Source organism: Streptomyces sp. NPDC039423, from assembly GCF_055598725.1.
Genome location: NZ_JBVKAH010000004.1, coordinates 208,548 through 233,759 on the forward strand (window position 1 = coordinate 208,548; position 25,212 = coordinate 233,759).

General features: G+C 73.7%; 22 protein-coding genes and 1 riboswitch. Of the genes, 20 read left to right on the top strand and 2 right to left on the bottom strand.

Annotated elements, in window-relative coordinates; translation table 11 throughout:
• The first annotated feature begins 62 nt into the window (after positions 1-62).
• Positions 63-893 (top strand): alpha/beta fold hydrolase, encoded by an 831-nt coding sequence (locus ACZ7LK_RS15150; RefSeq protein WP_471140935.1) that lies wholly within the window; start codon positions 63-65, stop codon positions 891-893.
• Between the two features lie 26 nt (positions 894-919).
• On the opposite strand, the gene ACZ7LK_RS15155 is transcribed toward ACZ7LK_RS15150, so the two are convergent.
• Complete coding sequence (locus ACZ7LK_RS15155; protein ID WP_471140937.1) at positions 920-2,134, bottom strand: glycosyltransferase; 1,215 nt, start codon at positions 2,132-2,134, stop codon at positions 920-922.
• Positions 2,122-2,931 (bottom strand): MerR family transcriptional regulator, encoded by an 810-nt coding sequence (locus tag ACZ7LK_RS15160; RefSeq protein WP_471140940.1) that lies wholly within the window; start codon positions 2,929-2,931, stop codon positions 2,122-2,124. The genes ACZ7LK_RS15155 and ACZ7LK_RS15160 overlap by 13 nt, the downstream gene beginning before the upstream one ends.
• Positions 2,932-3,446: 515 nt before the next feature.
• On the opposite strand from ACZ7LK_RS15160, the gene ACZ7LK_RS15165 reads away from it, so the two are divergent.
• The 19 genes from ACZ7LK_RS15165 to ACZ7LK_RS15255 all read left to right on the top strand — a co-directional run bounded on the left by ACZ7LK_RS15165 (position 3,447) and on the right by ACZ7LK_RS15255 (position 25,202).
• Positions 3,447-4,346 (top strand): SDR family NAD(P)-dependent oxidoreductase, encoded by a 900-nt coding sequence (locus ACZ7LK_RS15165; RefSeq protein WP_471140943.1) that lies wholly within the window; start codon positions 3,447-3,449, stop codon positions 4,344-4,346.
• 186 nt (positions 4,347-4,532) lie between these two features.
• Positions 4,533-5,816: an MFS transporter gene (locus ACZ7LK_RS15170; protein ID WP_471140945.1), complete on the top strand. Its 1,284-nt coding sequence runs from the start codon at positions 4,533-4,535 to the stop codon at positions 5,814-5,816.
• 130 nt (positions 5,817-5,946) lie between these two features.
• A complete protein-coding gene (locus ACZ7LK_RS15175) occupies positions 5,947-6,834 on the top strand; it encodes a LysR family transcriptional regulator (RefSeq protein ID WP_469464407.1) in 888 nt (295 codons plus the stop codon).
• Positions 6,835-7,209: 375 nt separating this feature from the next.
• Positions 7,210-7,869: a hemerythrin domain-containing protein gene (locus ACZ7LK_RS15180; RefSeq protein ID WP_471140947.1), complete on the top strand. Its 660-nt coding sequence runs from the start codon at positions 7,210-7,212 to the stop codon at positions 7,867-7,869.
• 66 nt (positions 7,870-7,935) lie between these two features.
• A complete protein-coding gene (locus tag ACZ7LK_RS15185; RefSeq protein ID WP_471140949.1) occupies positions 7,936-10,767 on the top strand; it encodes an ATP-binding protein in 2,832 nt (943 codons plus the stop codon).
• A 151-nt stretch (positions 10,768-10,918) separates the two neighbouring features.
• Entirely contained in the window at positions 10,919-11,791 is an 873-nt protein-coding gene (locus ACZ7LK_RS15190) for an NAD-dependent epimerase/dehydratase family protein (protein WP_392273670.1), read from the top strand.
• The gene (locus tag ACZ7LK_RS15195; protein ID WP_392273669.1) at positions 11,784-12,608 is read left to right on the top strand and encodes an MBL fold metallo-hydrolase; all 825 of its coding nucleotides are present in this window, start codon (positions 11,784-11,786) and stop codon (positions 12,606-12,608) included. Before ACZ7LK_RS15190 ends, ACZ7LK_RS15195 begins: the two co-directional genes overlap by 8 nt.
• 407 nt (positions 12,609-13,015) lie before the next feature.
• Entirely contained in the window at positions 13,016-13,426 is a 411-nt protein-coding gene (locus ACZ7LK_RS15200) for a VOC family protein (protein WP_392273668.1), read from the top strand.
• Between the two features lie 68 nt (positions 13,427-13,494).
• Positions 13,495-13,878 carry a helix-turn-helix transcriptional regulator gene (locus tag ACZ7LK_RS15205; RefSeq protein WP_392273667.1) on the top strand — a complete coding sequence of 128 codons (384 nt, stop codon included), beginning with the start codon at positions 13,495-13,497 and terminating at the stop codon, positions 13,876-13,878.
• Positions 13,879-14,098: 220 nt separating this feature from the next.
• Positions 14,099-16,246 (top strand): RNA polymerase recycling motor ATPase HelR, encoded by a 2,148-nt coding sequence (helR, locus tag ACZ7LK_RS15210; protein ID WP_471141562.1) that lies wholly within the window; start codon positions 14,099-14,101, stop codon positions 16,244-16,246.
• A 355-nt stretch (positions 16,247-16,601) separates the two neighbouring features.
• Positions 16,602-19,367: a SpoIIE family protein phosphatase gene (locus tag ACZ7LK_RS15215; RefSeq protein WP_469464420.1), complete on the top strand. Its 2,766-nt coding sequence runs from the start codon at positions 16,602-16,604 to the stop codon at positions 19,365-19,367.
• Between the two features lie 15 nt (positions 19,368-19,382).
• Positions 19,383-19,892 (top strand): mycothiol transferase, encoded by a 510-nt coding sequence (locus ACZ7LK_RS15220; protein WP_392273862.1) that lies wholly within the window; start codon positions 19,383-19,385, stop codon positions 19,890-19,892.
• A 257-nt stretch (positions 19,893-20,149) separates the two neighbouring features.
• Positions 20,150-21,136 carry a dihydroxyacetone kinase subunit DhaK gene (gene dhaK / locus ACZ7LK_RS15225; RefSeq protein ID WP_392273666.1) on the top strand — a complete coding sequence of 329 codons (987 nt, stop codon included), beginning with the start codon at positions 20,150-20,152 and terminating at the stop codon, positions 21,134-21,136.
• A 5-nt stretch (positions 21,137-21,141) separates the two neighbouring features.
• The gene (dhaL, locus tag ACZ7LK_RS15230; protein ID WP_392273665.1) at positions 21,142-21,765 is read left to right on the top strand and encodes a dihydroxyacetone kinase subunit DhaL; all 624 of its coding nucleotides are present in this window, start codon (positions 21,142-21,144) and stop codon (positions 21,763-21,765) included.
• A complete protein-coding gene (gene dhaM, locus ACZ7LK_RS15235) occupies positions 21,762-22,163 on the top strand; it encodes a dihydroxyacetone kinase phosphoryl donor subunit DhaM (protein ID WP_392273664.1) in 402 nt (133 codons plus the stop codon). Before dhaL ends, dhaM begins: the two co-directional genes overlap by 4 nt.
• A gap of 67 nt (positions 22,164-22,230) precedes the next feature.
• Positions 22,231-22,435, top strand: a riboswitch (cobalamin riboswitch).
• A 30-nt stretch (positions 22,436-22,465) separates the two neighbouring features.
• Entirely contained in the window at positions 22,466-23,149 is a 684-nt protein-coding gene (locus ACZ7LK_RS15240; RefSeq protein WP_392273861.1) for an energy-coupling factor ABC transporter permease, read from the top strand.
• On the top strand, positions 23,146-23,598 hold the full coding sequence (locus ACZ7LK_RS15245) for an energy-coupling factor ABC transporter substrate-binding protein (protein ID WP_392273663.1): 453 nt from the start codon (positions 23,146-23,148) through the stop codon (positions 23,596-23,598). The genes ACZ7LK_RS15240 and ACZ7LK_RS15245 overlap by 4 nt, the downstream gene beginning before the upstream one ends.
• Before the next feature lie 6 nt (positions 23,599-23,604).
• Positions 23,605-24,354: a cobalt ECF transporter T component CbiQ gene (gene cbiQ, locus ACZ7LK_RS15250; protein WP_471140956.1), complete on the top strand. Its 750-nt coding sequence runs from the start codon at positions 23,605-23,607 to the stop codon at positions 24,352-24,354.
• Positions 24,351-25,202: an energy-coupling factor ABC transporter ATP-binding protein gene (locus ACZ7LK_RS15255; protein ID WP_392273661.1), complete on the top strand. Its 852-nt coding sequence runs from the start codon at positions 24,351-24,353 to the stop codon at positions 25,200-25,202. The genes cbiQ and ACZ7LK_RS15255 overlap by 4 nt, the downstream gene beginning before the upstream one ends.
• The last annotated feature ends 10 nt before the right edge of the window (positions 25,203-25,212 follow it).

Genomic DNA, 25,212 nt, shown 5'->3' on the forward strand with positions numbered 1-25,212 from the left:
TCCCTGAACTCATGCCTAGTATCTCGCTCAACGAGATTATCGCTGAACGAGAGGAAAGCCCAGTGTCCCGGACCGCTTTCGACCTCGCCTACGACGAACTCCGCGCCCGCTGGCCGGACTCCACCGAGGAACGCGACATCGACACCCCCTACGGGCGCACCCGGGTCCATGTGTACGGCCCGGCCGACGGCACCCCGCTGGTACTGCTGCACGGCGGCTCCGCCACCGGTCTGGTCTGGTTCGCCAACGCACCGGCTCTGGGCCGGCGTCACCGGATCCATGCCGTGGACATCCTGGGAGATGCCGGCCGCACCGACCGAAGCGGCGGCACACCCCTGCAGACCGCCGACGATCTGACCACCTGGCTGGACGCCCTGCTGGAAGGGCTCGGCCTCACCCGTACACATCTGTGCGGCCACTCCTACGGCGCCTGGCTGGCCGTCAGATACGCACTCCACGCACCCCAGCGGGTCAACCGCGTCGCCCTCCTCGACCCCACCCAGGTCTTCGCCGGCTTCCGGCCCGGGTACCTGCTGCGCGCGCTACCCCTTCTCATCCGGCCCAGTCAGGCCCGCGCCGCCGCTTTCCTGGCATGGGAGACGGCGGGGACCCACCCGGACGACACCTGGCAGCGCCTGTACGCCCTGGCCGCCACCGTCCCCGGCCGCAAGCTGATCGCAGGGCCCCGCCCCCGGGTGGCCGACCTCCGTATGCCCGTCCTGGTCCTGCTCGCGGAACACAGCCGCGCCCACCACCCAGGGAAGGTCGCCGACCGAGCCTGCCGGAAGCTCCCGCAGGGCAAGGTGGTGGTACTGCCCGGAGCCACCCACCACTCGCTGCCTCTCACCGCGCCGCAGCGGCTGAACGACCACCTGACCGCCTTCCTCGGCTGATACCGCAGCCCCGGAACGGATTCGGGTCATCCATCGATGAGTCGTTGGATGACCTTGAGCGTCCGGCCTGCTCCGTCTTCGGTCACCAGATGATTCGCCGCTTCCGCGGCGGCTCGACCGTATGCCGGCTGCTTCACCGCCTGGTCGAGTGAGTCGGCAAGCCGTTCGACGGTGAGGAGCCGGAAGGGGATCGGGGCGGTGGCCGCGCCGAGGGCGGCGAGTCGCCCCGCCCAGAACGGCTGATCCGCGGTCACCGGCACAGTGACCGCGGGCACTCCGGCGCGCAACGCGGCGGCCGAGGTGCCGGCCCCTCCGTGGTGGACCACCGCGGCCACCCGTGGGAACAGCAGTGCATGCGGCACGTCCCCGACGGTGAGCACGTCGTCCCCGCCGGCGGCAAGCCCGGCGCTGCCGGCTTGGAGGATCCCTCGTAGCCCGGCACGGCGCAGGGCTCGCACAGCGATCTCGCTGAGCCGCTCCCCGTCGCCGGAGGCCATGCTCCCGAAGCCGATGAGAACGGGCCGGGGGCCGGCATCCAGGAAGTCCTCAAGCTCGGCAGGCAGCCGTTCGGCCGCGTCGTGATGGGGCCACCAGTTGCCTACGACCTCCAGCCCGGGGCGCCAGTCGGAGGGCCGGGGCACCAAGGCTGTGCTGAAGCCGTGCAGGACGGGCCAGTTCGCCCGTTCCTGTCGTCGTCGTATCGCGGAAGGGGAGGCTGGGGGGAGATCGAGGCGGCGGCGCAGCGGCGCGACCGCCTGTGCGTAGACGCGGTCGGCCATCCGCAGTGCCAAGCGCCCGGATGCCCGGTTGGCGAGACGCCCCAGTGAGCGGGAGCCTGTCACGACGGGCGGGAAGTCACCGGTCGGTGCGGTGGGCTGGAGGTACACGCCGAGGCTCGGTGTGCCCGTGGCCTCGGTGAGGTGCCAGCCGAGCGGGGCCGTGGTGGCCGACAGCAGCAGCAGATCCGTGCCGGCGTCCACCGCGCCGGCGAAGCCCTGCCCCAGTTCGGTGAGGAAACCAGCGGCGGTACGCATCAATTCACGGGTGCCCGTACCACCGCCACGCACCCGTGTGTCGGCGGGCAGGCAGCGGAATTCCAGCCCTGCGTCGCGTACGAGGGGAGCGAAGGCACCCGGGGCGGCAAGGGCGACGTCGTACCCGGCCCGGCGCAGTTCGGCGCCCAGGCCCGTGTAGGGCGCGATGTCACCGCGCGATCCGGCCGCGGCGATCAGGATCCGCATGGGTTCTCCTCAGGTTCGGTGCGACCGCCCGCGTGGCGGGCCGCGTTGGCGTGGACCGCCTTGCGCATGTAGGCGGGCAGGCCCGGGCGCTGCTGCGACGGCGGTACGACCAGGGCGAAGGCGCGCGGGTCGGCGACGAAGTCGTCCGCGATGCGCTGGTGCATGTCGAGCGGGCAGGAGGTGAACCAGCGTGCGATGTGCAGGCGGTGTTCCTCGGCGAGGTCCATGGCCCGTTCGCCGTCGCTCGGCTCGCCTTCGTCGAAGGCCGCGAGCAGTTCCGCGCGCCAGGAGGTGGCTTCGCCCATGAGCCGGCGCCAGTCCTCCTTGGTGTGGGCGGCAGCCCGTGCCATCGCCTCGCGCCGTCCCTCCGAGTGCGCCCACTTCACCTCCGCCTCGGTGGCGTAACTCAGGTCGAAGATGACCTCACCGAAGACTTCGAAGCGTTCCTGAGGAGTCAGGCGCACCCCGGTCCTCTGGACTTCTATCGCCCGTTCCGCCACCTCGACCAGCCGCTGCAGCCTGGTGATCTCCTCGCTCAGCCGCCGCTGTCGGGCTCGGAGCCGCTCCACCGGACTGGCCTGGGGGTCCTCAAGGATCGCGGCGATCTCGTCGAGCGGGAAGCCGAGCTCACGGTAGAAGAGGATCTGCTGGAGACGTACCAGGTCGGCCTCACAGTAGAGCCGGTATCCGGCATGGCTGCGGTCACTGGGCGCGAGCAGTCCCGCCTTGTCGTAGTGGTGCAGTGTCCGCACCGTCACCCCGGCGAAGGCCGCGACCTGACCCACGGAGTAGCTCATCCAACTGCCCTTTCGTCGACACAGAGCCTCGAGCCTGACGTAGGGGGAGGGTCAACTCGCGCTCGAAGGAGTACCTGGCGCGGGCCGCGTCAGCGGAGCTGAACGCCGGCGTGCACCCGGCCCGTACTCCCGAAGCGGCGGTGTACCCGCAGCAGGAGAGCGAGCGCCCGGACTCCCTCCGCCGACTCCGGAAGGGATCCTGAAGCGATCGATAAGCGTGAGTTATCGAATCCTGCTGATCTTCGATGTTGATGGGCACGGCCGGGAGCTGGAAGATCGAAAGCGCGCCGGGACCGCTGCTCGGTGACCCGTGAGCGGTGCGGTGCCCGTATCGCTGACAACGTTCCGCGTGGCGGGCCGCCTGCGGCCGCCGGAGCGTGCCGACGGCAGACAAGCCGTTCTCCCGGAGCGTCAGCACGCCCACACACCCACGAAGAAGACCGAGTCGACCGGCGGGCCCGGCATGCCCACGCAACCGTCCCCGGGCGCCTCGTTCTCGGACAGGAGTACCGCCCATGCACGTCTCAACCGACACCACGAGCCGCGTCTGGTTCATCACAGGCGCCAGCCGGGGCCTCGGCCGTGCCTTCACCGAAGCGGCACTGACGGCCGGCGACCGCGTCGCGGTCGCCGCGCGCACCATGGCCCCGCTGGAGGAGCTCGCGGCCGCCCATCCCGGGCGGGTGCTGCCCCTCGGGGTGGACGTGACCGACCGCGCCGCTGTGTTCGCGGCCGTCGCCGAGGCGGTCGGCCACTTCGGCCGGCTCGACATCGTCGTCAACAACGCCGGCATGCTGTCGATGGGCATGGTCGAGGAGTTCACCGAGGCCGAGGCCCGGGCCCAGATGGACATCAACTTCTTCGGCACGCTCTGGGTCAGCCAGGCCGTGATGCCCGCCCTGCGCAAGCAGGGCTCCGGGCACCTGGTGCAGGTCTCCAGCATCGCCGCCCTGGGCGGCTTTCCCAGCACCGGCCTCTACAGCGCCAGCAAGTTCGCCCTGGAAGGGCTCAGCGAAGCCCTCGCCGCGGAGGCAGCCGGCTTCGGGGTCAAGGTGAGCATCGTCCAGCCGGGCGGCTATTGGACGGACCTTTACACCGCCATGCGCAGCACGAGCCCCTTGGAGGCATACGCGGCGCTGCGGGAGGAGTTGGCCAAGCAGTTCGCCGAAGGCTCGGTCGACAGCGACCCGAAGCTCGCCGCAACCGCGCTGCTCAAGCTGGTCGACAGTGACGAGCCACCACTGCGTCTCCTCCTGGGGGGCATGATCTACGACCTCGCGTTCGACATCACCCGCACCCGCATGGACACCTGGGCGGCGTGGGAGCACGTCAGTCGCGCGGCGGAACACGCGATCCCCGCTCCCGCCACCGCGGTCGAGGAAGAGGGGACTGGCGCTCCACAGGAAACACGGTGACCCGACGGCCCTGAGGCCCCGGCCGGGCCAAGCCCAGCGGGCCACCGAGGGCGTCACTCGCCGGCCTGATCGCCGACGGCCGCGTGAGGCAAGCGAAAGCGCCGGCCCCGAAGGGCCCGCCATGATGCCGCCCCGACGCCTGGAGTGGCCGGAATTCACGGAAACACATCGACTTGAGGAGAGGGTATGAAGGCGAACGACCGCCGAGTGCCCGGCGAGCGGAACCTGATCGCCGGGATGCTGGTGGACGCGGTGGGTACCGGCATGTACGTGCCATTCAGCCTGGTGTTCTTCCAGCGCATCACCGGGCTGCCACTGCCGACGATCGGCACCGTCCTGACGGTAGCGGGGCTGCTGGCGATGGGCGCCATGCCGGTCGGCGGCTGGGCCGTCGACCGGTTCGGTGCCCGACGGGTGCGACTGGCTCTCTACCTGATCCGCGGCCTCGGCTTCCTGGCCTTCCCGCTCGGCACCACCCTGCCGGTCTTCGCCCTGGTCGCCACCCTCGCCGCGGCCGGCGCCCAAGCGTTCCCCGCGACCCAGCAGGCCCTGATCGGCGAGCTCGCCCAGGGGGAACACCGGGACCGGCTGATGGCGCTCGGACGGAGTGTGAACAACGCCGGCCTCGGCGCCGGCGGCCTGCTCGCCGCCGGACTGGTCCAACTGGGCGGTGACCGTGGCTTCCTGGCGGTCGCCTGGCTGAATGCGGCCACCTTCTTCGTCGCGGCACTGTTCGCGCTGTGGATCAGAACACCCCGACCGGTCCGCGCCGCGACCGGCCGGCAGCGGTCCGGCTACCGCGCAGTGCTGCGCGACCGCCCGTACGCCGGCCTCACCCTGGCCAACTTCCTCATCGCCTTGGGGTATTCGGCGCTCAGCGTGCTGCTGCCGGTGTACGCCGTGAGCCAGTTCGACCTGCCCGCCTCGGTGGCGGGACCGTTGTTCGCGGTGAACACCGCGCTCTGCGCCTTCGCCGGCGTGCCGGTCGGCACGCTCGGCCGGCGCTTCGCCCGACGCACCCGGGTGGCCGCGGTCGGCGCCCTGATCTTCGCCGCCGCGTTCCTCGGCTACGCCCTGCTGGTCGGCGCGCCCCGCCAGGGCGTGATGGCGGGCATGGTCGGGCTTCTGGTCCTGTACACGATCGGCGAACTGGTACACAGCCCGAGCGCGGGCGCACTCTCCGTGAGCGCCGCTCCCGCTGAGGCACGCGGCCGCTACCTGGCCACCTACCAACTGTCCTGGGCGTTGTCCCAGACCCTGGCGCCGTCACTGTTCACCGGGCTGCTGACGGTCGACGGCAGGCTGCCCTGGCTCGTGCTGGCGGCGAGTTCGACGGCGGGGGCCATCATGCTGATCGCCCTGGAGCGGCGTCTGCCGGCCGAGGCGGTGTACACCACGACGGTCGCAGCCCTGCCGCCCACGCGCGGTGAGGCCGCCGAGCCGGAGAGGCTCGGATCGAGAACTCGATGACCACGTCCTGCGCTCCGTGCGGGGTCCGGTAGCGCCCCCATCACTGCTCCTGTGCGCGGAAGTTCGGTGATCGTATACTTCTGCGGTTCGACGGCCTCGGGTTGTCGGCGAAGAAGGACACGGGGGCGTCATGGAGCTGCGGGACATCGAGATTTTCCTGGTGCTGGCCGAGGAGTTGCACTTCGGCCGGAGCGCCGAGCGGCTCCTGGTCTCCCAGGCACGGGTCAGCCAGGCCATCAGAAAACAGGAACGGCGCATCGGCGCCGCGCTGTTCGAGCGCACCAGCCGTACCGTGCGCCTGACCAGCGTCGGACGCCAACTGCGCGACGACCTGCAGCCGGTCTATGCGGGCCTGCACGAGTCCCTGGAACGCGCCCGGCTGGCGGCCCGCGGTGTCACCGGCCGGATCCGCGTCGGCATGCTGCCGTTCAACATCGTCGACATGCACCCCTACTGGAAGACCTTCCGCTCGCGGTATCCCCAATGGGAGCTGGAGATTCGCCAACTGCCGTACGTGGATCCGTTCGGCCGGCTCCGTGACGACGACATGGACGTCCTCGTCACCTGGCTGCCCGTGGAGGAGCCGGACCTCACCGTCGGACCGGTCCTGTGTGAGAACTCCCGGATCCTCGCCGTGGCCGCCGACCATGAGCTCGCACAGCGAACGTCGGTGCGGCTGGAGATGTTCGCCGACTTCCAGCACGCCGTCGCCCCCGTCATGCCGGACTACTGGGAGGACAGCTACCTGCCCTTCCACACGTTCCAGGGCCGGCCGATCGAGCGTGGGCGCCCGGTGACCAACGCGGAGGAGCTGATCAACCAGGTCGGCATGGGCGAGATCATCCACTGCTTTCCCAGTCATGTCACGCGGCACTGGGGCATGCCGAACGTCCGCTGGATACCCGTCACGGACCTGTCGGCCTTGTCCTACGCCCTGGTCTGGCGGACCGAGGCGGAGAACGAGCTGATCAGCGCTCTCGCCGACACGGTTCGCGAACTCGGCGCCGTGAAGTGCTGACGCGCCGCCCCGTCGCGGAGTCCACTGATCGCCGCATGCAGGGCGAAGCGGCCGCGGTACCGCGTCTCCGCCAGGACCGAGGACATCCGCCCGTCGCGTCGTGCCACGAGCGCTCCTCCAAGGCGATAACCGTCGAGTTATCGATCGGCCCACGAAACCTGCGTTGATCCGGACAGGGCTCTCACGGGAGGCTTGTGACATCCGGGCACGCGTCGAGGGCCCAGGTCCCCCGGCCATCGCTCGCAGAACCGCCCTTTCCCTGATGCCCCGCTCCGTCAGGCGTGGCTTTCGCTGCTTTGTTCCTGGAGGAACCAGTCATGGCACCACTGCCTGACACGGGCTCACCCGGCCACCGGTCCCAGGAGTCAGACAGACGTGCAAGACAGGTTCGACATGACCGTGACGTACGCGATGCACAACGCATTACGCAGGGAGTTGCACTGCCTTGCCCGAGCCACCATCCGCACCCGTCCCGATCCCCGGAACGTCCTGCTCACCACCGCGGGCTGGGAGCTGTTCCGGCGGGCATTGCATGCCCACCACGGCGCCGAGAACGACGCGCTGTGGCCCTCTCTGCGCCAGGCCCTGAACGGCCACCCCTTCTCCCTGGCGCGGCTGGAGGTCATCGAGGCCGAGCGCGCCGCGCTCGCTCTGCTGCTCGAGGCGATCGACCGGACGCTGGCCGGCCCCGATACGGGGCTCGGCCTCTTCCTCGACCTCACCGGCTCGCTGGTCACCGGTCTGCGCGGACACCTCCGCCACGAGGAGGAATCCATGCTCCCGCTGGTGCAGACCACCCTGAGCAGGGAGCAGTGGGAGCACTTCGGGCGCGTTCACGCCCAGCGGATCGGATCCGACGCGGCACGGCTCCTGCCATGGCTCCTGGACGGCGTCGCCGAGCGGACCGCGGCCGCCATCCTGATGCGGCTCCTGCCCGAGTCCGCGCACCACACGTACGCCCACCGGTGGCGGCCCGCCTACGCCGTGCTCGACCGGTGGGGTACCCGGGACGCTCTGCACATCACCCGGTCCTGAAGCCCGTACATCGTCAGCCGCGCTCACCTTGAGGGTGCGGCGCCTGAAAGAGAGGGAGAGTCACCGATGACCGACGCGGTCCTGGCAGGTGCCTCCGACCGGGGGCCCGTCGGTCTCAGCGGCCGGGACCACGAACGAGAAGTCCTCGACAGGCTCGTGACGGGAGCCCGGGAGAGCCGGGGCGGGGCCGTGGTGCTCCTCGGTGAGGCGGGGTCGGGCAAGACAGCGCTGCTCGACTGGTGTGCCTCGGCGGCGGCAGGGGGAGCCCGCCTGCTGCGGTGCACCGGTGTCCAGTCGGAGGCGGCGCTGCCGTACGCCGGTCTGCAGGTGCTCCTCCGGGGAGACCTGGACCGGGTCAGGAGCCTGCCGGAGCGTCAGTCGCGGGCGCTGCGCGGGGCGATCGCGCTGGACGACGCGCCCGCCGGGGACCGCTTCCTGATCGGAGCCGCGACGCTGGGCCTGCTCGACGAACTGGCCGAGGAACGGCCGATCGTGGTCCTGGTCGACGACGCGCATTGGCTGGACCTGGAGACCATGGACGCGCTGCTGTTCGCGGCCCGCCGGCTCGGCATGGGGCGGGTGGCCATGGTGTTCGCCGCGCGTGATGATTCGGCGGCCTTCGACGGTGCGCCGGGCTTGCCGATGCTGCACCTCGGGCCGCTGACCGACGAGGAGGGGTCGGCGCTGCTGGCCGGCCGGGCGCCCGATCTGCATGCTGCCGTGAGCAGCCGGATCCTCGGGCTCGGGCAGGGTAATCCGCTCGCCCTGGTCGAGCTCGTGGGGGCTCTGACGGCGGCCCAGCGGGACGGGAGCGAGCCGCTGGACGCGCGGGAAATCGCCGTGTTGCCCGTGTCGTGGCGAGTGCGGCGGATCTTCGACGAGCGGATCCGGGCGCTGCCCGAGCCGACCCGTCTGCTGCTGACGGTCGCCGCGGCGGACGACACCGGTGACGTGGCGTTGGTGGTGGCGGCGGGAGAACTGGTGGGCGTGACCGCCGGGGACCTCGGGCCGGCGGAGGCGGCGGACCTGGTGAGGGTGTCCGGGCGTCGGCTGGTGTTCCGGCATCCGCTGGTGCGGGCCGCCGCGTACCAGGGGACCGTGCTGGTCGAGCGGACGGCCGCGCACCGGGCGCTCGCCGAAGCGGCGCCGGCCGCCGGGGACGTGGGCCGCCGGGCCTGGCACCTGGCCGCGGCAACCGTCGGCTACGACGAGGTGGTCGCCGCCGAACTGGAGCGCAGCGCCGAGCTGTTCCGCTCGCGTGGTGGCCGGGCAGCGGTCGCCGCTGCCTATCGGCGCGCCGCTCGGTTGACCGAGGACAAGGAGTCCCGGTCGCTGCGGCTGGCCGCCGCGTCGGCCGCCGCTGCCGAGGCCGGACAGGTGGAGCTCGCCAGGGCGCTCGCCGACGAGGCGGAGCCGGTGAGCAGTCTGCCGGCGGTCGCCCGGCTGGCCAGTGTCCGGGCGGCGCTCGAACACGGGCAGGGCCGCGCGGAGTCGGCGCGGCTGCTGCTCGTCGAAGCGACGGCCGAGGTGACGGCGCACCATCCGGCGATGGGGGCGTGGCTGCTGTTCGAGTCGGCCGCGATGGCCTGGGACGCACCGGACCCGGTGGCGGCGGCCCGGGACACCCGGGCTCGGGTAGCCGGTCTGGACTTCGGCGAGCATCCCGTGCACCGGGGCGCGGCTGGGGTGCTCGACACGATGGCGGGTGATCCGGCGGGCGGAGCGGGGGCGATACGGGAGTTCGCCGCATACGTCACGCGGACCCGGCAGGAGCGCAGCCTGACCGACCAGGTGCGACTCCACGGCTGGGACATGCTCCTCGGCGACTACCCCAAGGTGCACGACGAGGCCGTGGCCCTGGAGTGGGAGTGCCGTGCGGAGGGTGCCGTCGGTGTGCTGGCGCGGGTGCTGCTGCGGCTGGCGCGGCTGCGGCTGTTCCTGGGCCGGCACCGGGACGCGTACGCGACGGCGGTCGAGGGCCTGGAGATCGCTTGCGACACCGGTCAGCGTCATCTCGCCACGATGCTCAGCGGCGTCCTGGCGGTGTTGGCCGCGCTCGACGGGGAGGAGCCGGGCGGCACGGAGGGAGCAGGAGGGACCGACGGTCCGGGCGGCGGGGACCGGCAGGGTTCCGCCCGGCGGGCGGGGCGTGACCTGTGCCCCGGGGTCGCGCCGATCCCGACCTGGCTGACCAGGGCGCAGGGCATGCTCGACCTCGGGCTCGGCCGCTACGACCGGGCGCTGCAACGCTTCGCCGCCCTGACCGTGGGCCCGCACCGGAACCTCATGGTCTCCGTGCACAGCCTGCCCGACCAGGTGGAGGCCGCCGTGCGGATCGAGCGGGCCGCCATCGCGGTGCCGGCCGCCGAGCGTTTCGCGCGCTGGGCCGGGGCCACCGGAACCGCGTGGGCGGGGGCGGTGGAGCTGCGCTGCCGTGCCCTGCTCACCGCCGACGACGCTGGGGCGGAGGAGTTCTACCAGCGGGCGCTCGCCGCCCACGAGGGGGACGGCCGCCCGTTCGAGGAGGCGCGCACTCGGCTGCTGTACGGGGAGTGGCTGCGCCGGGCGAAACGCCGGGCCGACGCCCGGGAGGCGCTCACCGTGGCGCTGGAGTCGTTCGAGCGGATGCCGGCGGGCGCGTGGGCGGAGCGGGCCCGCACGGAGCTGCGGGCCGCCGGTGCCGCTCCGGCCGCACCGGCGGCGGGCGCGGATGTCGTGGGCCGGCTGACCGAGCAGGAACTGCGGGTCGCCCGGCTCGCGGCGACGGGCCTGAGCAACCGGGACATCGGCGCCCGCCTGTTCCTCAGCCCCCGCACGGTCGGCTACCACCTGTCCAACGCCTACCCGAAGCTCGGTGTGACATCGCGGTCCGCCCTGGGAGCGCTCGACCTGGGCTGAGGTCCCGCAGCCCGCCGCCCCCGTCGACCCGGTCACCCCGTCCACCCGCACAAACGAACGCCGGTACGACACCCGGTCGTTCGACGGATCCGGGCGTCGGACGCGGTTCCTACGGTTCTCCTGTTCGAGAAACGTCCCCATGGGAGGGTTCATGAAGGTTCTGGTACTCGGTGCCACCGGTTACATCGGCTCCGCCGTGGTGTCGCGCCTGACACGGGAGGGCCACGACGTAGTGCCCCTGGTCAAGGACGCGGCCGCGCTGGAGCCGGACATGCCGGTGCGGGTCGGCGATCTGGCCGACCCGGCGTCGCTGCGCGCGGCTGTGACGGACGACCTGGACGCGGTGGTGAACCTGGCCACGCCGACCGGTGATGAGGCGGTGGACACCGCCGCCCTGGAGGCGCTGCTCGCGCCGCTGCGCGGCACGGGCCGGGCATTCGTCTACACCAGCGGCGTATGGGTGCTCGGCTCCACCGGGGACGCCCCGCTGACCGAGGACGCCGAAACCGACCCGATCGCGATCGTCGGCTACCGGCCGCGGATCGAGCAGCGGGTGCTGGCCGCCGCCGGGGACGACGTCCGGGCCCTGGTGATACGGCCGGGCATCGTGTACGGCAGGGACGGTGGCATCCCCGCCCTGATGACCGGCTGGGCCCGGGAGCACGGCACGGGTCGCTACGTGGGTCCGGTCGCGACCCGCTGGCCGATGGTGCACGTCGATGACCTCGCCGAGCTGTACGTCCTCGCACTGACCAAGGGCCAGTCGGGTGACCTCCTGCACGGCGTGGCGTGGGAGTCCGTCCCGGCGGCCGCGATCGCGGCGGCCGCCGACATCGCCGCGGGCGGCGCCGGCCGGGCCGAGTCGTGGCCGCTCGCGGAGGCCACCGAGACGCTCGGGGCGCCGTTCGCCGAGGCACTCGCGCTCGACCAGGTGGTGTCGGGACGGCGCGCCGTCGAGGAGCTGGGCTGGCGGCCGAGCCGCCCGTACGTCCTCACCGAGCTCGCCGGAGGCGGCCGTGGCTGACACCGCCATCCCGGCCCCTCCGATCTGCCGCACCTGCGGCACCCAGTACGCCGCCCCGCGCCCGGACTGCCCGGTCTGCCTGGACGAGCGGCAGTACGTGAACACGGCCGGCCAACGGTGGACGACCCTGGCCGAGTTGCGCGAAGAGGGCCACACCGGCCTCTTCGAGGAGCAGGGCCCCGGCGTGCTGGGCGTCGGCGTCACCCCCCAGTTCGCCATCGGCCAGCGAGCACTGCTCCTTCGCACCGCCGCCGGCAACGTCCTCTGGGACTGCACTCCCTACCTCGACGACACCATGGTCCGGGCCGTCGAGGAACTCGGCGGCATCGACCACATCGCCATCAGCCACCCCCATTTCTACTCCTCGATGGTGGAGTGGGCCCACGCCTTCGACGCCCCGGTCCACCTCCACGAAGCCGACCGCCAGTGGGTAGGCCGCCCGGACCCGGCGGTGCGCTTCTGGAAGGGCCGCACACTCCAACTCACCGACGAGCTCACTCTGATCAACCCGGGCGTGCACTTCCCCGGCAGCGCGGTCCTGCACTGGAGCGCGGGCGACGGGGCCCTGTTCACCGGCGACGTGGTCAACGTCTGTCCGGACAACCGCTGGGTCACCCTCATGTACAGCTACGCCAACCACATTCCGGAGCGCCCCCACGCGGTCCGCGCTGCCGCGGACCTGCTCGCCGGCTACCGCTTCGAGCGCATCTACGGCGCCTGGTGGCACCGGGTCGTCACCTCTCACGGCAACGAGGTGCTGGCCCGATCCGTCGAACGCTACCTCCGCTTCGAACAGGGCACGGCCCTGGGCGGCTGACACGGGTGCCGGCCCACGGCGCGGCGTAGGTGGCACTGACCGCCGCTACCTCCGCTTCGAACAGGGCACGGCCCTGGGCGGCTGACACGGGTGCCGGCCCACGGCGCGGCGTAGGTGGCACTGACCGCCGGCCGCCGGGTCCGGACGGGTGCGGAGGGCCGGGCGCCCGGCTCGGCAGCCGGGGCCGGACGGGTGCGGGGTGCCGGGGGCCGGGTCAGCGCCGGGGCCGGGGCCGGGCGGGTGCGGGCGCCGGGGCGGACGGGTGCGGGTGCCGGGTCAACGCCGGGGCCGGGGCCGGGCGGGTAGGGGCGCCGGGGCGGACGGGGCCACGGGGTGGTCCGGAGGGGGCGTGGATCGGTCACGAATCGAGAAGCGCGGGCCGCCGGGTCGTGCCTAGCATGATCGTCATGAACATCACCATCCACACCAGCGTCCTCCCGCACGACGACCCGGACGCCTCCCTCGCCTTCTACCGCGACACCCTCGGTTTCGAGGTCCGCAGCGACGTCGGGCAGGGCACGATGCGCTGGATCACCGTCGGCCCCGTCGGCCAGCCCGGCACGTCCATCCTGCTGGCGCCGCCGGCCGCGGACCCGGGGATCACCGAGGACGAGCGGCGCACCATCACCGAGATGATGGCCAAGGGCACCTACGGCTGGATCCTGCTGGCCACCCCGGACCTCGACGGCACCTTCGAGAAGCTCCAGGCGGGCGACGCCGAGGTGGTCCAGGAGCCGACCGACCAGCCGTACGGCGTCCGCGACTGCGCCTTCCGCGATCCCGCGGGCAACCTGGTCCGCATCCAGGAGGTCCGCTGAGCCATCCGGTCACCCGCCTCCGGGCGGGCCACCGGATGCTCGCGGACACCGACGGAAGGGAGTCCTCCATGTGTCACCCCTCGTGGGGCCCCGCCCTCACGGCGGCACGGCGCCGCAGCGACCTCGCCCGGCTGCGCCGTGTGCGGGACCGGATCGACCGGGAGTACGCGCGGCCGCTGGATCTGTTGGCGCTCGCCCGTGGTGAGAACCTGCCGGCCGGGCTGTTGAGCCGTCAGTTCCGGCTGGCCTACGGGATGTCGCCGTACGCGTACCTGACGGCCCGTCGTATGGACCGGGCGGCGGCGCTGCCGCGGCGTGGCGGCCTCACGGTCGCCGAGGTCCGGCCGGCGGTCGGCTGCGCGTCCCCAGGCACGTTCGGCGCCCGTTTCACCGAGCGGGTCGGCGTGCCGCCCGGTGCCTGCCTCCGCGCCACGGCCACCGCCACGGTGTAGCCAGGGCAAAAAAAATGGGCCCCACCTCCGGCCACTCTCAACTTATAGCGCACCGGGGGGCTTGCGGCAAGGCCCCCGTCGTACCGCAGAATCGCCCGCCGAGGCCAGAAACTGCGGAAACGGGAGATCCACGACGTGCGTGCGCTGTTGGTTGTTCATGAGTGGTGCGATGAGGTCGATCCGGTGGGACCCGGTCGAGCCGCGGATCGGGGCTGAGGACATGAACCCCGTGACCACCCGTGCGTTCGGCCTTCCCGACCGCCTGGCCGCCAAGGCCGATCCGGCGCTGATCGCCGGTGACGAGCGGCACTTCGCGGCGATCGCGGAGAGCCTGGAGCAGGCGATCGCCGAGCTCTCCGACCGCCTCGCCGCCGCGCGGCGGGCGCCGGGGGGCGTCGGCCGTGAGGCCATGGAGCGGGACCTGGAGGTGCACCGGCTCACCGCTCGGCTGCGTACTCTGCGGCGCTACGGCCTGGACCTGTGCCTCGGCCGCATGGCCGGCGCGGACGACCCGGAACCCGTGTACGTCGGGCGGCTCGGCCTCACCGACGGGGACGGGCGCCGGCTGCTGGTCGACTGGCGCTCCCCCGCCGCCGAGCCGTTCTTCGGGGCGACCCACGCCAACCCGATGGGTCTGGCCGGCCGCCGCCGCTACCGCTGGACCGACGGGCGGATCAGTGACTACTGGGACGAGGTGTTCACCGCCGACGGGCTGGAGGGGCACGCCGCGCTCGACGACCAGTCCGCCTTCATCGCCGGCCTGGCCGGCCACCGTTCGCCCCGGATGCGGGACGTCCTCGCCACCATCCAGGCCGACCAGGACGCCGTCATCCGGGCGGGGTCGCGCGGCGCCCTCGTCGTCGACGGCGGTCCGGGTACGGGCAAGACCGTGGTCGCCCTGCACCGCTCCGCCTACCTGCTGTACGCGGACCCGCGCCTCGGCCACCGGCGCGGCGGCGTGCTGTTCGTCGGCCCGCACCGCCCGTACCTGGCCTACGTCTCGGACGTCCTGCCGAGTCTGGGCGAGGAGGGCGTCCGGACCTGCACGTTGCGGGACCTGGTCGCCGAGGGGGCGGCCGCGGTGCCCGAGACCGACCCGGAGGTGGCCCGGCTGAAGTCGTCCGCGGACATGGTGCGGGCGATCGAGAAGGCCGTCCGGTTCTACGAGGCGCCGCCCACCGAGTCGATGACCGTGACCACGCCCTGGTCCGAGGTCCGGCTGACCGCCGACGACTGGGCCGAGGCGTTCGCCGCGCCGGCACCCGGCACCCCGCACAACGAGGCGCGCGACCAGATCCGGGACGAGCTGGTGACGATCCTGCTGGACAAGCACGACGCCGACGTGCCGCACGACCTGTTCCGGAGGGCGCTGCTGAACGACGGGGAGCTGGTCGGGACGCTCAACCGTGCCTGGCCGCTGATCGAGGCGGCCGACCTCGTCGGGGACCTGTGGTCGGTACCCGCCTATCTGCGGATGTGCGCTCCCTGGCTCACGCCCGACGAGGTGCGCGCGTTGCGGCGGGCGGACCCCCAGGCCTGGACGGTGTCCGACCTGCCGCTGCTGGACGCGGCCCGGCAGCGGCTCGGCGACCCGGAGGCGTCCGTGCGCAAGCGCCGGCACGAGGCCTCCGTCGCCGCGGAGCGGGAGCGGATGGCCGGCGTCATCGACAACGTGCTGGCGGCCGACGACGACGGCGAGGGCGCGGTGACGATGCTGCGCGGCCAGGACCTGCGGGACACCCTGGTCGACGGGAGCGCGCCGCCCGCCGGGGATCAGGATCCGTACGCGGGACCCTTCGCGCACGTCGTGGTGGACGAGGCGCAGGAGCTGACCGACGCGGAGTGGCAGATGCTGCTGCTGCGGTGCCCGTCCCGGAGCTTCACCGTCGTCGGGGACCGGGCGCAGGCCCGGCACGGTTTCACCGAGTCGTGGGAGGAGCGGCTGGAGCGGGTCGGGCTCGACCGGATCACCGTGGCCTCGCTGGGCGTGAACTACCGGACGCCGGAGGAGGTCATGACGGAGGCGGAGCCGGTCATCCGGTCGGTGCTGCCCGACGCCAACGTGCCCGTCTCGGTCCGCAGCAGTGGCGTCCCCGTGGTCCACGGGTCCGTGGAGGAGCGGGACGCGGTCCTCGACGGCTGGCTCGCCGCGCACCCCGACGGGATCGCCTGCGTGATCGGCGACCCCACCTTCCGGGACACGCCGCGGGTCCGGTCGCTGACCCCCGAGCTGTCCAAGGGCCTGGAGTTCGATCTGGTCGTTCTCGTCGACCCGGAGGCGTTCGGCACGGGCGTGGAGGGGGCGGTCGACCGCTACGTCGCGATGACCCGGGCCACCCAGCGGCTCGTCGTCCTCACCGGCTCCTGACATCCTCACCGATGCCCGGCACCGGCCCGGTGCCGGGCACCGGGCCGGCCGGGGACGGACCGGGCCGGTGCCGGGGCCGCTCGGATCCGGCCACCGCCGGGTGCCGTACCCGCGCGTCCGGCCCCGAGGTCACCGACAATGGAGCAGTGCGGGCTTCTGCCCGTGGCTCCGGCCCGCGGGCTTGTCTCCTCCGGCGCGGAAAGAGATGTGGACTTTGGCCAGAAAGGGCGGCGGGCGTTCCCGCTCGGACCGGTGGTCGCCGGACCGCGACGACCGGCGCCGGTCCGGCGGCGGGCGCCCGGGACCGGGTGCGCGGGGGCGCTCCCTGCCGGTGCCGCGCACCGCCGCCGGCCAGGTGTTCCTCTTGCAGGTCGTGATCGTGCTGCTGCTGGTCGCGGCGGCGATGACGGCCGTGGTCGTCCAGGCGAACCGGGCGGGCGAGCGGGAGGCCGAGCGGCTGTCGGTGACGGCGGCGCAGACGTTCGCGAACGCCCCCGGCACGGCCGCCGCGCTGGTCTCGCGGAACCCGACGCTCCTGCTCCAGCCGCGGGCCGAGGCGGCCCGCGTGGCGGCGGGCGTGGACTTCATCGTCGTCCTGAACACCGCCGGCACCCGCCTCACGTACCCGGACCCGAACCAGATCGGCAAGAAGTTCGTCGGCACGATCCAGCCGGCCCTGGAGGGCCGCACCGTCGTCGAGCAGGCCGGCGGGCCGCCGCTGCCCAGCGGGACGGGAACGGCGGTGCAGGCCGTGGTGCCGGTGTTCGGCCCGGGCGGCGCGGTCGTCGGGCTGGTCTCCGCCGGGATCACCGTGGAGAACGTCGGCGATCCGGTGCAGCGGCAGCTCCCGCTCATCCTCGGTGCCGGTGCGGCGGCGCTCGCCCTGTCCATCGTCGGGGCGGCGCTGGTGTCCCGGCGGCTGCGGCGGCAGACGCACGGCATGGGCCCGGCGGAGATGACCCGGATGTACGAGCACCACGACGCCGTCCTGCACGCGGTGCGGGAAGGCGTGCTGATCGTCGGGGCGGACGGCACGGTGCTGCTGGCCAACGACGAGGCGCGGCGGCTGCTGGACCTGCCGGCGGACGCCGAGCGGCGCCGGGTGGCGGACCTGGGGCTGGACGGGGAGGCGGCGCGGCTGCTGGGGTCCGCCGAGCCGGTCACGGACGCGGTGTGCCTGGCCGGCGACCGGTTGCTGGCGGTGAACAAGCGGCCCACCGCTCCGTACGGGGGCCAGGCGGGCTCCGTGGTGACCCTGCGGGACACCACGGAGCTGGCGACGGTCACCGGACGGGCGGAGGTCGCCCGGGAGCGGCTGCGGCTGCTGTACGACGCCGGTGCCCGGACGGGCACCACGCTGGACGTGACCCGCACCGCCGAGGAGCTCGCGGAGGTGTCCGTGCCCCGGTTCGCGGACGCCGTGACCGTGGAGCTGCTGGACCCGGTCCTCCGGGGCGAGGAGCCGCCGCCCGGGCGGGACACCGAGCTGCGCCGGGCCGCCGCGTGCGGCCGGGCGGACGGTCTCGCCCTCCTCCCCGTCGGCGCGCCGGTGCGTCCCGAGCCCGACGAGCCGGTCGCCCGCGCGGTGGCGACCGGGCGCGCGGTGCTGGCGGCCGGTCCGGCCCCCGCCGGGGACGTCGCCGCGGGACCGGACCCGGAGCGGGAGCCGGACCCGGGCCCGGAGCGGGAGCGGGACGGCTCCGAACCGGGCGGCTCCGAACCGGCGGACGGTGCGGACACGGGCGCCGGGCCGGATGGCGCGGGCGCGGGTCCGCGGTCCCTGATCGCGGTGCCGATCCGGGCGCGGGGGGTGCTCCTGGGAGTGGCGAACTTCTGGCGGGCGGGCACCTCCGCGCCCTTCGACGAGGACGACACGTCCTTCGCCGAGGAACTGGCCGCCCGGGCGGCGGTCGCGATCGACAACGCCCGCCGCTACACGCGCGAGCACGCCATGGCCGTGGCCCTCCAGCGCAGCCTCCTGCCCCGCGGCACGCCCGACCAGGACGCCCTGGAGGCGGCCTACCGCTACCTGCCCGCCCGGGCCGGTGTCGGGGGCGACTGGTTCGACGTGATCCCGCTGTCCGGCGCCCGGGTGGCGCTGGTGGTCGGCGACGTCGTCGGCCACGGCCTGCACGCCGCCGCCACCATGGGCCGGCTGCGTACCGCCGTGCACAACTTCTCCACCCTCGACCAGCCGCCCGACGAACTGCTGGGGCACCTGGACGAGCTGGTCACCCACATCGACGCGAACGAGGCCGTCGAGGAGGAGCGGGACGGCCAGGGCATCACCGGCGCCACCTGCCTGTACGCGATCTACGACCCGGTGTCCGGGCGGGTCACCGCCGCCACGGCCGGCCATCCGCTGCCCGCGGTGGTCCTGCCGGACGGGAACGTGTCCTTCCTGCCCGTCCCGGTCTCACCGCCGCTGGGCCTGGGTGCCGGACTGCCGTTCGAGACCGCCGAGGCGTCCCTCCCCGAGGGGTCGACGCTGGTGCTCTACACCGACGGGCTGATCGAGGAGCGGGGCCGCGACCTGGACGCCGGTCTGGAGGCGCTGCGCGGCGCGCTGGCGGCGACCGGCCGTACCCCGGAGGACACCTGCGCCGCGGTCGTGGAGGCCATGCTGCCCGCCCAGCCCGGCGACGACATCGCGCTGCTGGTGGCCCGTACCCACCGCCTCGACCCGTCGGACTTCGCCCGGTGGGACGTCCCCCGGGACCCGGCCGCGGTGGCACCGGTGCGCGCCGCGTGCGCCCGCCGCCTGGCGGACTGGGGCCTGGGCGACATCAGCTTCAACACCGAACTGATCCTCAGCGAGCTGATCACCAATGCCATCCGCTACGGCGGCGACCCGATCAGCGTGCGGCTGCTCCGCGGCCGCAGCCTGATCTGCGAGGTCTTCGACGGCAGCAGCACCTCGCCCCACCTGCGCCGTGCGAAGACCACCGACGAGGGCGGCCGCGGCCTGTTCCTGGTCGCCCGGTACGCCGAGCGCTGGGGTACCCGGTACACCCCGGAGGGCAAGGTCATCTGGACGGAGCAGTCCCTCCAGGCGACGGCCGCGGACCCGGCGGCGACCGGCGACGAGCTGCTCGACCAGTGGAGCGACGACACATGGTGAAAGGCGGTGCGCACGATGAACGGCGCGGGTGTGCTGGTGGACGGATTCGGGCGGGTGCGGGAGGCCGTGCACGACGCGGTCGGGGGGCTCTCGCCGGAGCTGCTGCACGCGCGGCTGGACCCGGGGGCCAACACCATCGCCTGGCTCGTCTGGCACCTCACCCGCATCCAGGACGATCACGTGGCCGGCGTCGCCGGCGAGGAGCAGCTCTGGCTGTCGGAGGGATGGGCGGACCGGTTCGGCCTGCCGTTCCCGGCGACGGCGACGGGCTACGGGCACACCGCCGAGGAGGTCGGGTCGGTACGGGTGCGGACGCCGGCGCTCCTGCCGGATTACTACGACGCCGTCCACGAACGGACCGTCGGATTCGTCCGGACCCTCCGTGACGCCGACCTGGACCGCGTCGTGGACACCTCCTGGTCGCCCCCGGTCACCCTGGGCGTGCGCCTGGTCAGTGTCGTGGCGGAGGACCTCCAGCACGCGGGACAGGCCGCGTTCCTCCGGGGCTGCCTGGAGCGCCGTTGACGCCGCGCGCACGCTCCGGCGCCGGAGCGACGCCTACGGGGACGCGTCGGGGGCCGTGCCCGGGGACGCGTCGGGGCCGTGCCCGGGGACGCGGCGGGGACGCCTCGGGGGCCGTGTCCGGCGCGATCCGGTCCGATGCGCCCCGCCGTGCCGTCACCGCCCCGATACTGGGCCGGACGGCCCGTCACCGGGGTGCCGGGAGGGCGGCCGGCAGCCAGGACCACCTGCTCGCACCAAGCTGGGAGGCACCATTGAGAATGCTGATCAACGTACCCGAGACCGTGGTCGCCGACGCGTTGCGCGGGATCGCGGCCGCACATCCGGAGCTCACCGTGGACGTGGAGCACCGGGTCGTCGTCCGGCGGGACGCGCCGGTCGCCGGGCAGGTGGCGCTGGTGTCCGGGGGCGGGTCCGGTCACGAGCCGCTGCACGCCGGGTTCGTGGGGCCGGGGATGCTGTCGGCCGCCTGCCCCGGTGAGGTGTTCACCAGCCCCGTGCCGGACCAGGTGGTACGGGCGGCGGCGGCCGTGGACAGTGGGCGCGGGGTGCTCTTCGTCGTCAAGAACTACACCGGTGACGTGCTGAACTTCGAGATGGCCGCCGAGCTCGCCGAGGACGAGGGCGTCCAGGTGGCGAAGGTCGTCGTGGACGACGACGTGGCCGTCGCCGACAGCACGTTCACCGCCGGACGGCGCGGGACGGGGGCCACGCTGTTCGTGGAGAAGATCGCCGGCGCGGCGGCCGAGGAGGGTGCGCCGCTGGAGCGGGTGGAGGCGATCGCCCGCCGGGTGAACGCGAGCGCGCGCAGTTTCGGGGTGGCGCTCAGCGCCTGCACCACCCCCGCGAAGGGCAGCCCCACGTTCGACCTGCCGCCGGGCGAACTGGAGCTGGGCATCGGCATCCACGGCGAGCCGGGCCGGGAGCGGCGGCCCATGATGACCTCCCGCGAGATCGCCGACTTCGCGGTCGACGCCGTCCTGGAGGACCTGCGGCCCGGCGGTCCGGTGCTGGTGCTGGTCAACGGCATGGGGGCGACACCGCTGCTGGAGCTGTACGGGTTCAACGCCGAGGTCCAGCGCGTGCTGGGCGAGCGGGGCGTTCCCGTGGCCCGTACGCTCGTCGGCAACTACGTGACCTCGCTCGACATGGCCGGGTGCTCCGTGACCCTGTGCCGGGCCGACGAGGAACTGCTGCGACTGTGGGACGCGCCGGTGCGGACCGCCGCGCTCCGCTGGGGACGGTGAGGGGCGTGCTCGACGCGGACTTCTTCCGGCGCTGGCTGACCGGGGCGGCGGCCGCCGTGGACCGGGAGGCCGGCCGGCTCACCGAGCTGGACGCGGCGATCGGCGACGCCGACCACGGCGCCAATCTGCGACGCGGTTTCGCCGCGGTGGTCACGGCCCTGGAGGACGAGCGGCCCGGGACACCGGGGGCCGTGCTCACCCTCGCCGGGCGGCAGCTCATCTCCACGGTCGGCGGCGCGTCGGGGCCGTTGTACGGGACGCTGCTGCGGCGCACGGGCAAGGCTCTGGGCGACGCCGCCGAGGTGGCGCCGGTGCAACTGGCCGAGGCGCTGCGGGTGGGCGTGGCGGCGGTGGCGCAGCTCGGCGGGGCGAAGGCCGGGGACAAGACGATGCTGGACGCGCTGGAGCCGGCCGTCGAGGCACTGGCCGAGTCGCTCGGCGAGTCGCTCCCGGCGGCGGCGGAGGCGGCGGACCGGGGCGCCCTGGGGACCGTGCCGATGCGGGCCCGCAAGGGCAGGGCCAGTTACCTGGGTGAGCGCAGCGAGGGGCACCAGGACCCGGGGGCGACGTCCTCCGCCCTGCTGTTCGCGGCGCTCGCCGAGGCGGGGGCGGAGCGGGGCGGCCGGTGAGCGGGCAGGTGGGTGTGGTCCTGGTCTCGCACAGCGCGGCGGTGGCGTCCTCCGTGGCCGAGCTGGCGCGGGGCCTGGCCGGCGGCGGCACCGCGCCGGTGGCGGCCGCGGGCGGCACCCCGGACGGGGGGCTCGGCACCAGCGCGGAGCTGATCACGCGGGCGGCGACGGCGGTCGACGGCGGTGCGGGGGTGGCCGTCCTGGTGGACCTGGGAAGCGCCGTCCTGACGGTGAAGGCCCTGCTCGCGGAGGGGGACGAGCTGCCCGAGGGCACCCGGCTGGTGGACGCGCCGTTCGTGGAGGGGGCCGTGGCGGCGGTGGTCACCGCGTCGGCGGGCGGTGACCTGGACGCGGTGGTGGCGGCGGCGTCCGAGGCGTACGGCTACCGCAAGGAATGAGGTGTGCCCCGCGGGTGGAGCCGGGCCGTGCGCCGACGCGCGGCTTGTGATGTACCTGGTCAACGCACTACTGTCGCAGGGCCTTGGTGTACGGGAAACCGGTGCGGTACCGGTGCGGCCCTCGCCACTGTGATCGGGAAGTCCGGCTCCACTCCCGGGGGACCACCTCGGGAAGCCACTGGAACGTCGCGGGGAACCGCGTCGTCCGGGAAGGCGGAGCCGCGGCGGCATGACCCGTCAGCCAGGAGACCGGCCAGGGCGCGTTGTCCATCCACGAGGTGCTGGAGAGGGTCTCCTTCCATATGCATATCGCCGAGGGCTATCTGCCCCCCGTGCACGCGGCCGCCTGGAGCGTCGCGGCCGCCCCCTTCGTCGTCCACGGGGTCAGGGCCCTGACCCGTGAGGTCAAGGCCAATCCGGAATCGACCCTTCTGCTCGGTGCGTCCGGCGCCTTCACGTTTGTGCTGTCCGCCCTGAAACTGCCCTCCGTGACGGGCAGTTGCTCCCACCCGACCGGCACGGGGCTGGGCGCGATCCTGTTCCGGCCGCCGATCATGGCGGTGCTGGGCACCATCACGCTGCTGTTCCAGGCGCTGTTGCTGGCCCACGGCGGCCTGACGACCCTGGGCGCCAACGCGTTCTCCATGGCGATCGTCGGTCCGTGGGCCGGCTACGGGACGTACCGGCTGCTGCGCCGTTTCGAGGTGCCGCTGATGGTGAGCGTGTTCTTCGGGGCCTTCGTCGCCGACCTGTCCACGTACTGCGTCACCAGCGTGCAGCTCGCGCTGGCGTTCCCGGACCCCAGCAGCGGGGTGGCCGGCGCGCTGGCCAAGTTCGGCGGCATCTTCGCGATCACTCAGGTTCCGCTGGCGGTCAGCGAGGGGCTGCTCACCGTGCTGGTGATGCGGCTGCTGATGCAGTCCAGCAAGGGTGATCTGGCACGGCTCGGCGTCGTGTCCGCGAACAAGGAGGCCGTGGCCCGATGAGCCGTAACGCCAGGATCAACTCGCTGCTGCTGCTCGTCGTGGTCGCGCTGGCCGTCCTGCCGCTGGCCCTGGGCATGGGCGACCACAAGGAGGAGCCGTTCACGGGCGCCGACGGGCAGGCGGAGACGGCGATCACCGAGTCCCACCCGGACTACGAGCCGTGGTTCACCCCGCTGTACGAGCCGCCGTCCGGCGAGATCGAGTCGGCGCTGTTCTCGCTCCAGGCCGCCCTGGGCGCCGGTGTACTGGCCTACTACTTCGGTCTGCGGCGCGGCCGCCGGCAGGGCGAGGCCCGGGCACGGGCGGGGTCCCCCGGCGGGGACGCCCCGGCGGCGGACACCCCGGGTACCCCGGACACCCCGGGCACTCCCGGCACCCCGGACGCGGCACCGGCCGACGCGGTCGGCGCGGGTGGCTCCGGGGCCGACGCGCCGCGGACGCCGGCGTAACCGCCGGTGCTGCCGATCGACGCGGCGGCGCACAGCAGTCGCTGGCGCCGCCGCCATCCGTGCGAGAAGGCCGCGCTGGGCTTCGGCCTGACGCTGCTGGCCGTGTGCCTGCCGCCGTGGCCGGGGGCCGCGCTGGTCGCCTCCGCGACCCTCGTGGTGCTGCTCGGCCCGGCCGGGGTCCCGCCGCGCCGGCTGTGGCGGGCGTGGCGCGTCCCGCTCGGCTTCTGTGTGACGGGCGCGCTGCCCCTGCTGTTCCAGGTCGGCGGGGCGGAGGGGTTCGTCACGCTCGCGCCCGACGGGCCGGCGCACGCCGGGCGCCTGCTGCTGCGCACGTCGGCGGCCTCGATGGGCGTGCTGCTGTTCGCGTTCACCACCCCGGTGTCCGACGTGCTGCCCCGGCTGGTCCGGGCGGGCGTCCCGGCGCCGGTCGTCGACGTGGCGCTGGTGATGTACCGGATCAGCTTCCTGCTGCTGGACGCGGTCCGGCGGATCCGGGAGGCGCAGGCGGCGCGGCTCGGGCTGACGAGCCGGGCGGCCACCTGGCGCTCCCTGGCGGGCCTGGGCGCGACCGCGTTCGTGCGCGCCTTCGACCGGGCGGCGCGGCTCCAGACGGGGCTGGCCGGGCGGGGCTACGACGGCACGCTGCGGGTGCTGGTGCCGCCCACGGCGGTGTCCGGGCGCTTCCTCGCCGCGACGGGCGTGCTGCTCGCCGGGCTCGTCGTCGCCACCTTCGTACTCGAGAGGTTCCTGCCATGAATGCTCCCGCCGTCGTGGAACTCGTCGGTGCGGGATACGCCTACGAGGACGGTCCCGCCGTGCTCGAGGGCGTCGACTTCGCCGTGCCGGAAAAGCGCTCCATCGCGTTGCTGGGCCGCAACGGGGGCGGCAAGACGACGATGCTGCGGCTGCTGAGCGGTGGCCTGCGGTGCGCGAGCGGCCGGTTGCGCCTGGAGGGGCGCGACGTGTCGTACGACAGGGCGGGGCTGACCCGGCTGCGGACGACGGTGCAGCTCGTGGTGCAGGACCCGGACGACCAGTTGTTCGCGGCGTCCGTGGGCCAGGACGTGTCGTTCGGGCCGCTGAACCTGGGCGTGCCGGAGGCGGAGGTGCGCGAGCGGGTGCGGGAGGCGCTGGAGGCGCTGGACATCGCGGCGCTGGAGGACCGGCCGACGCACCTGCTGTCGTACGGGCAGCGCAAGCGGGCCGCGATCGCGGGCGCGGTGGCCATGCGGCCCCGGGTGCTGGTCCTCGACGAGCCGACGGCCGGCCTGGACCCGCACGGCCAGGAGCGGCTGCTGGCCGTCCTGGACCGGTTGCGCGCCTCCGGGACCACGGTCGTGATGGCGACGCACGACGTGGACCTGGCGCTGCGCTGGGCCGACGACGCGGCGGTCCTCACCCCGGACGGGCTGCGCACCGGTCCGGCGGCGGAGCTGCTGGCCGACCAGGCCCTGCTGGACGCGGCCCGGCTGCGCCGCCCGTGGGGGATGGCGGTGGCGCGGGTGCTGCGGGAGCGGGGCCTGCTGGGGGCACAGGAGCCGGGCCCGCGCACCCCGGAGGAGCTGGAGGACTGGGCGGCGGCCGCGGTCCCGGGCGGCGCGTAGGCGGCGGGGG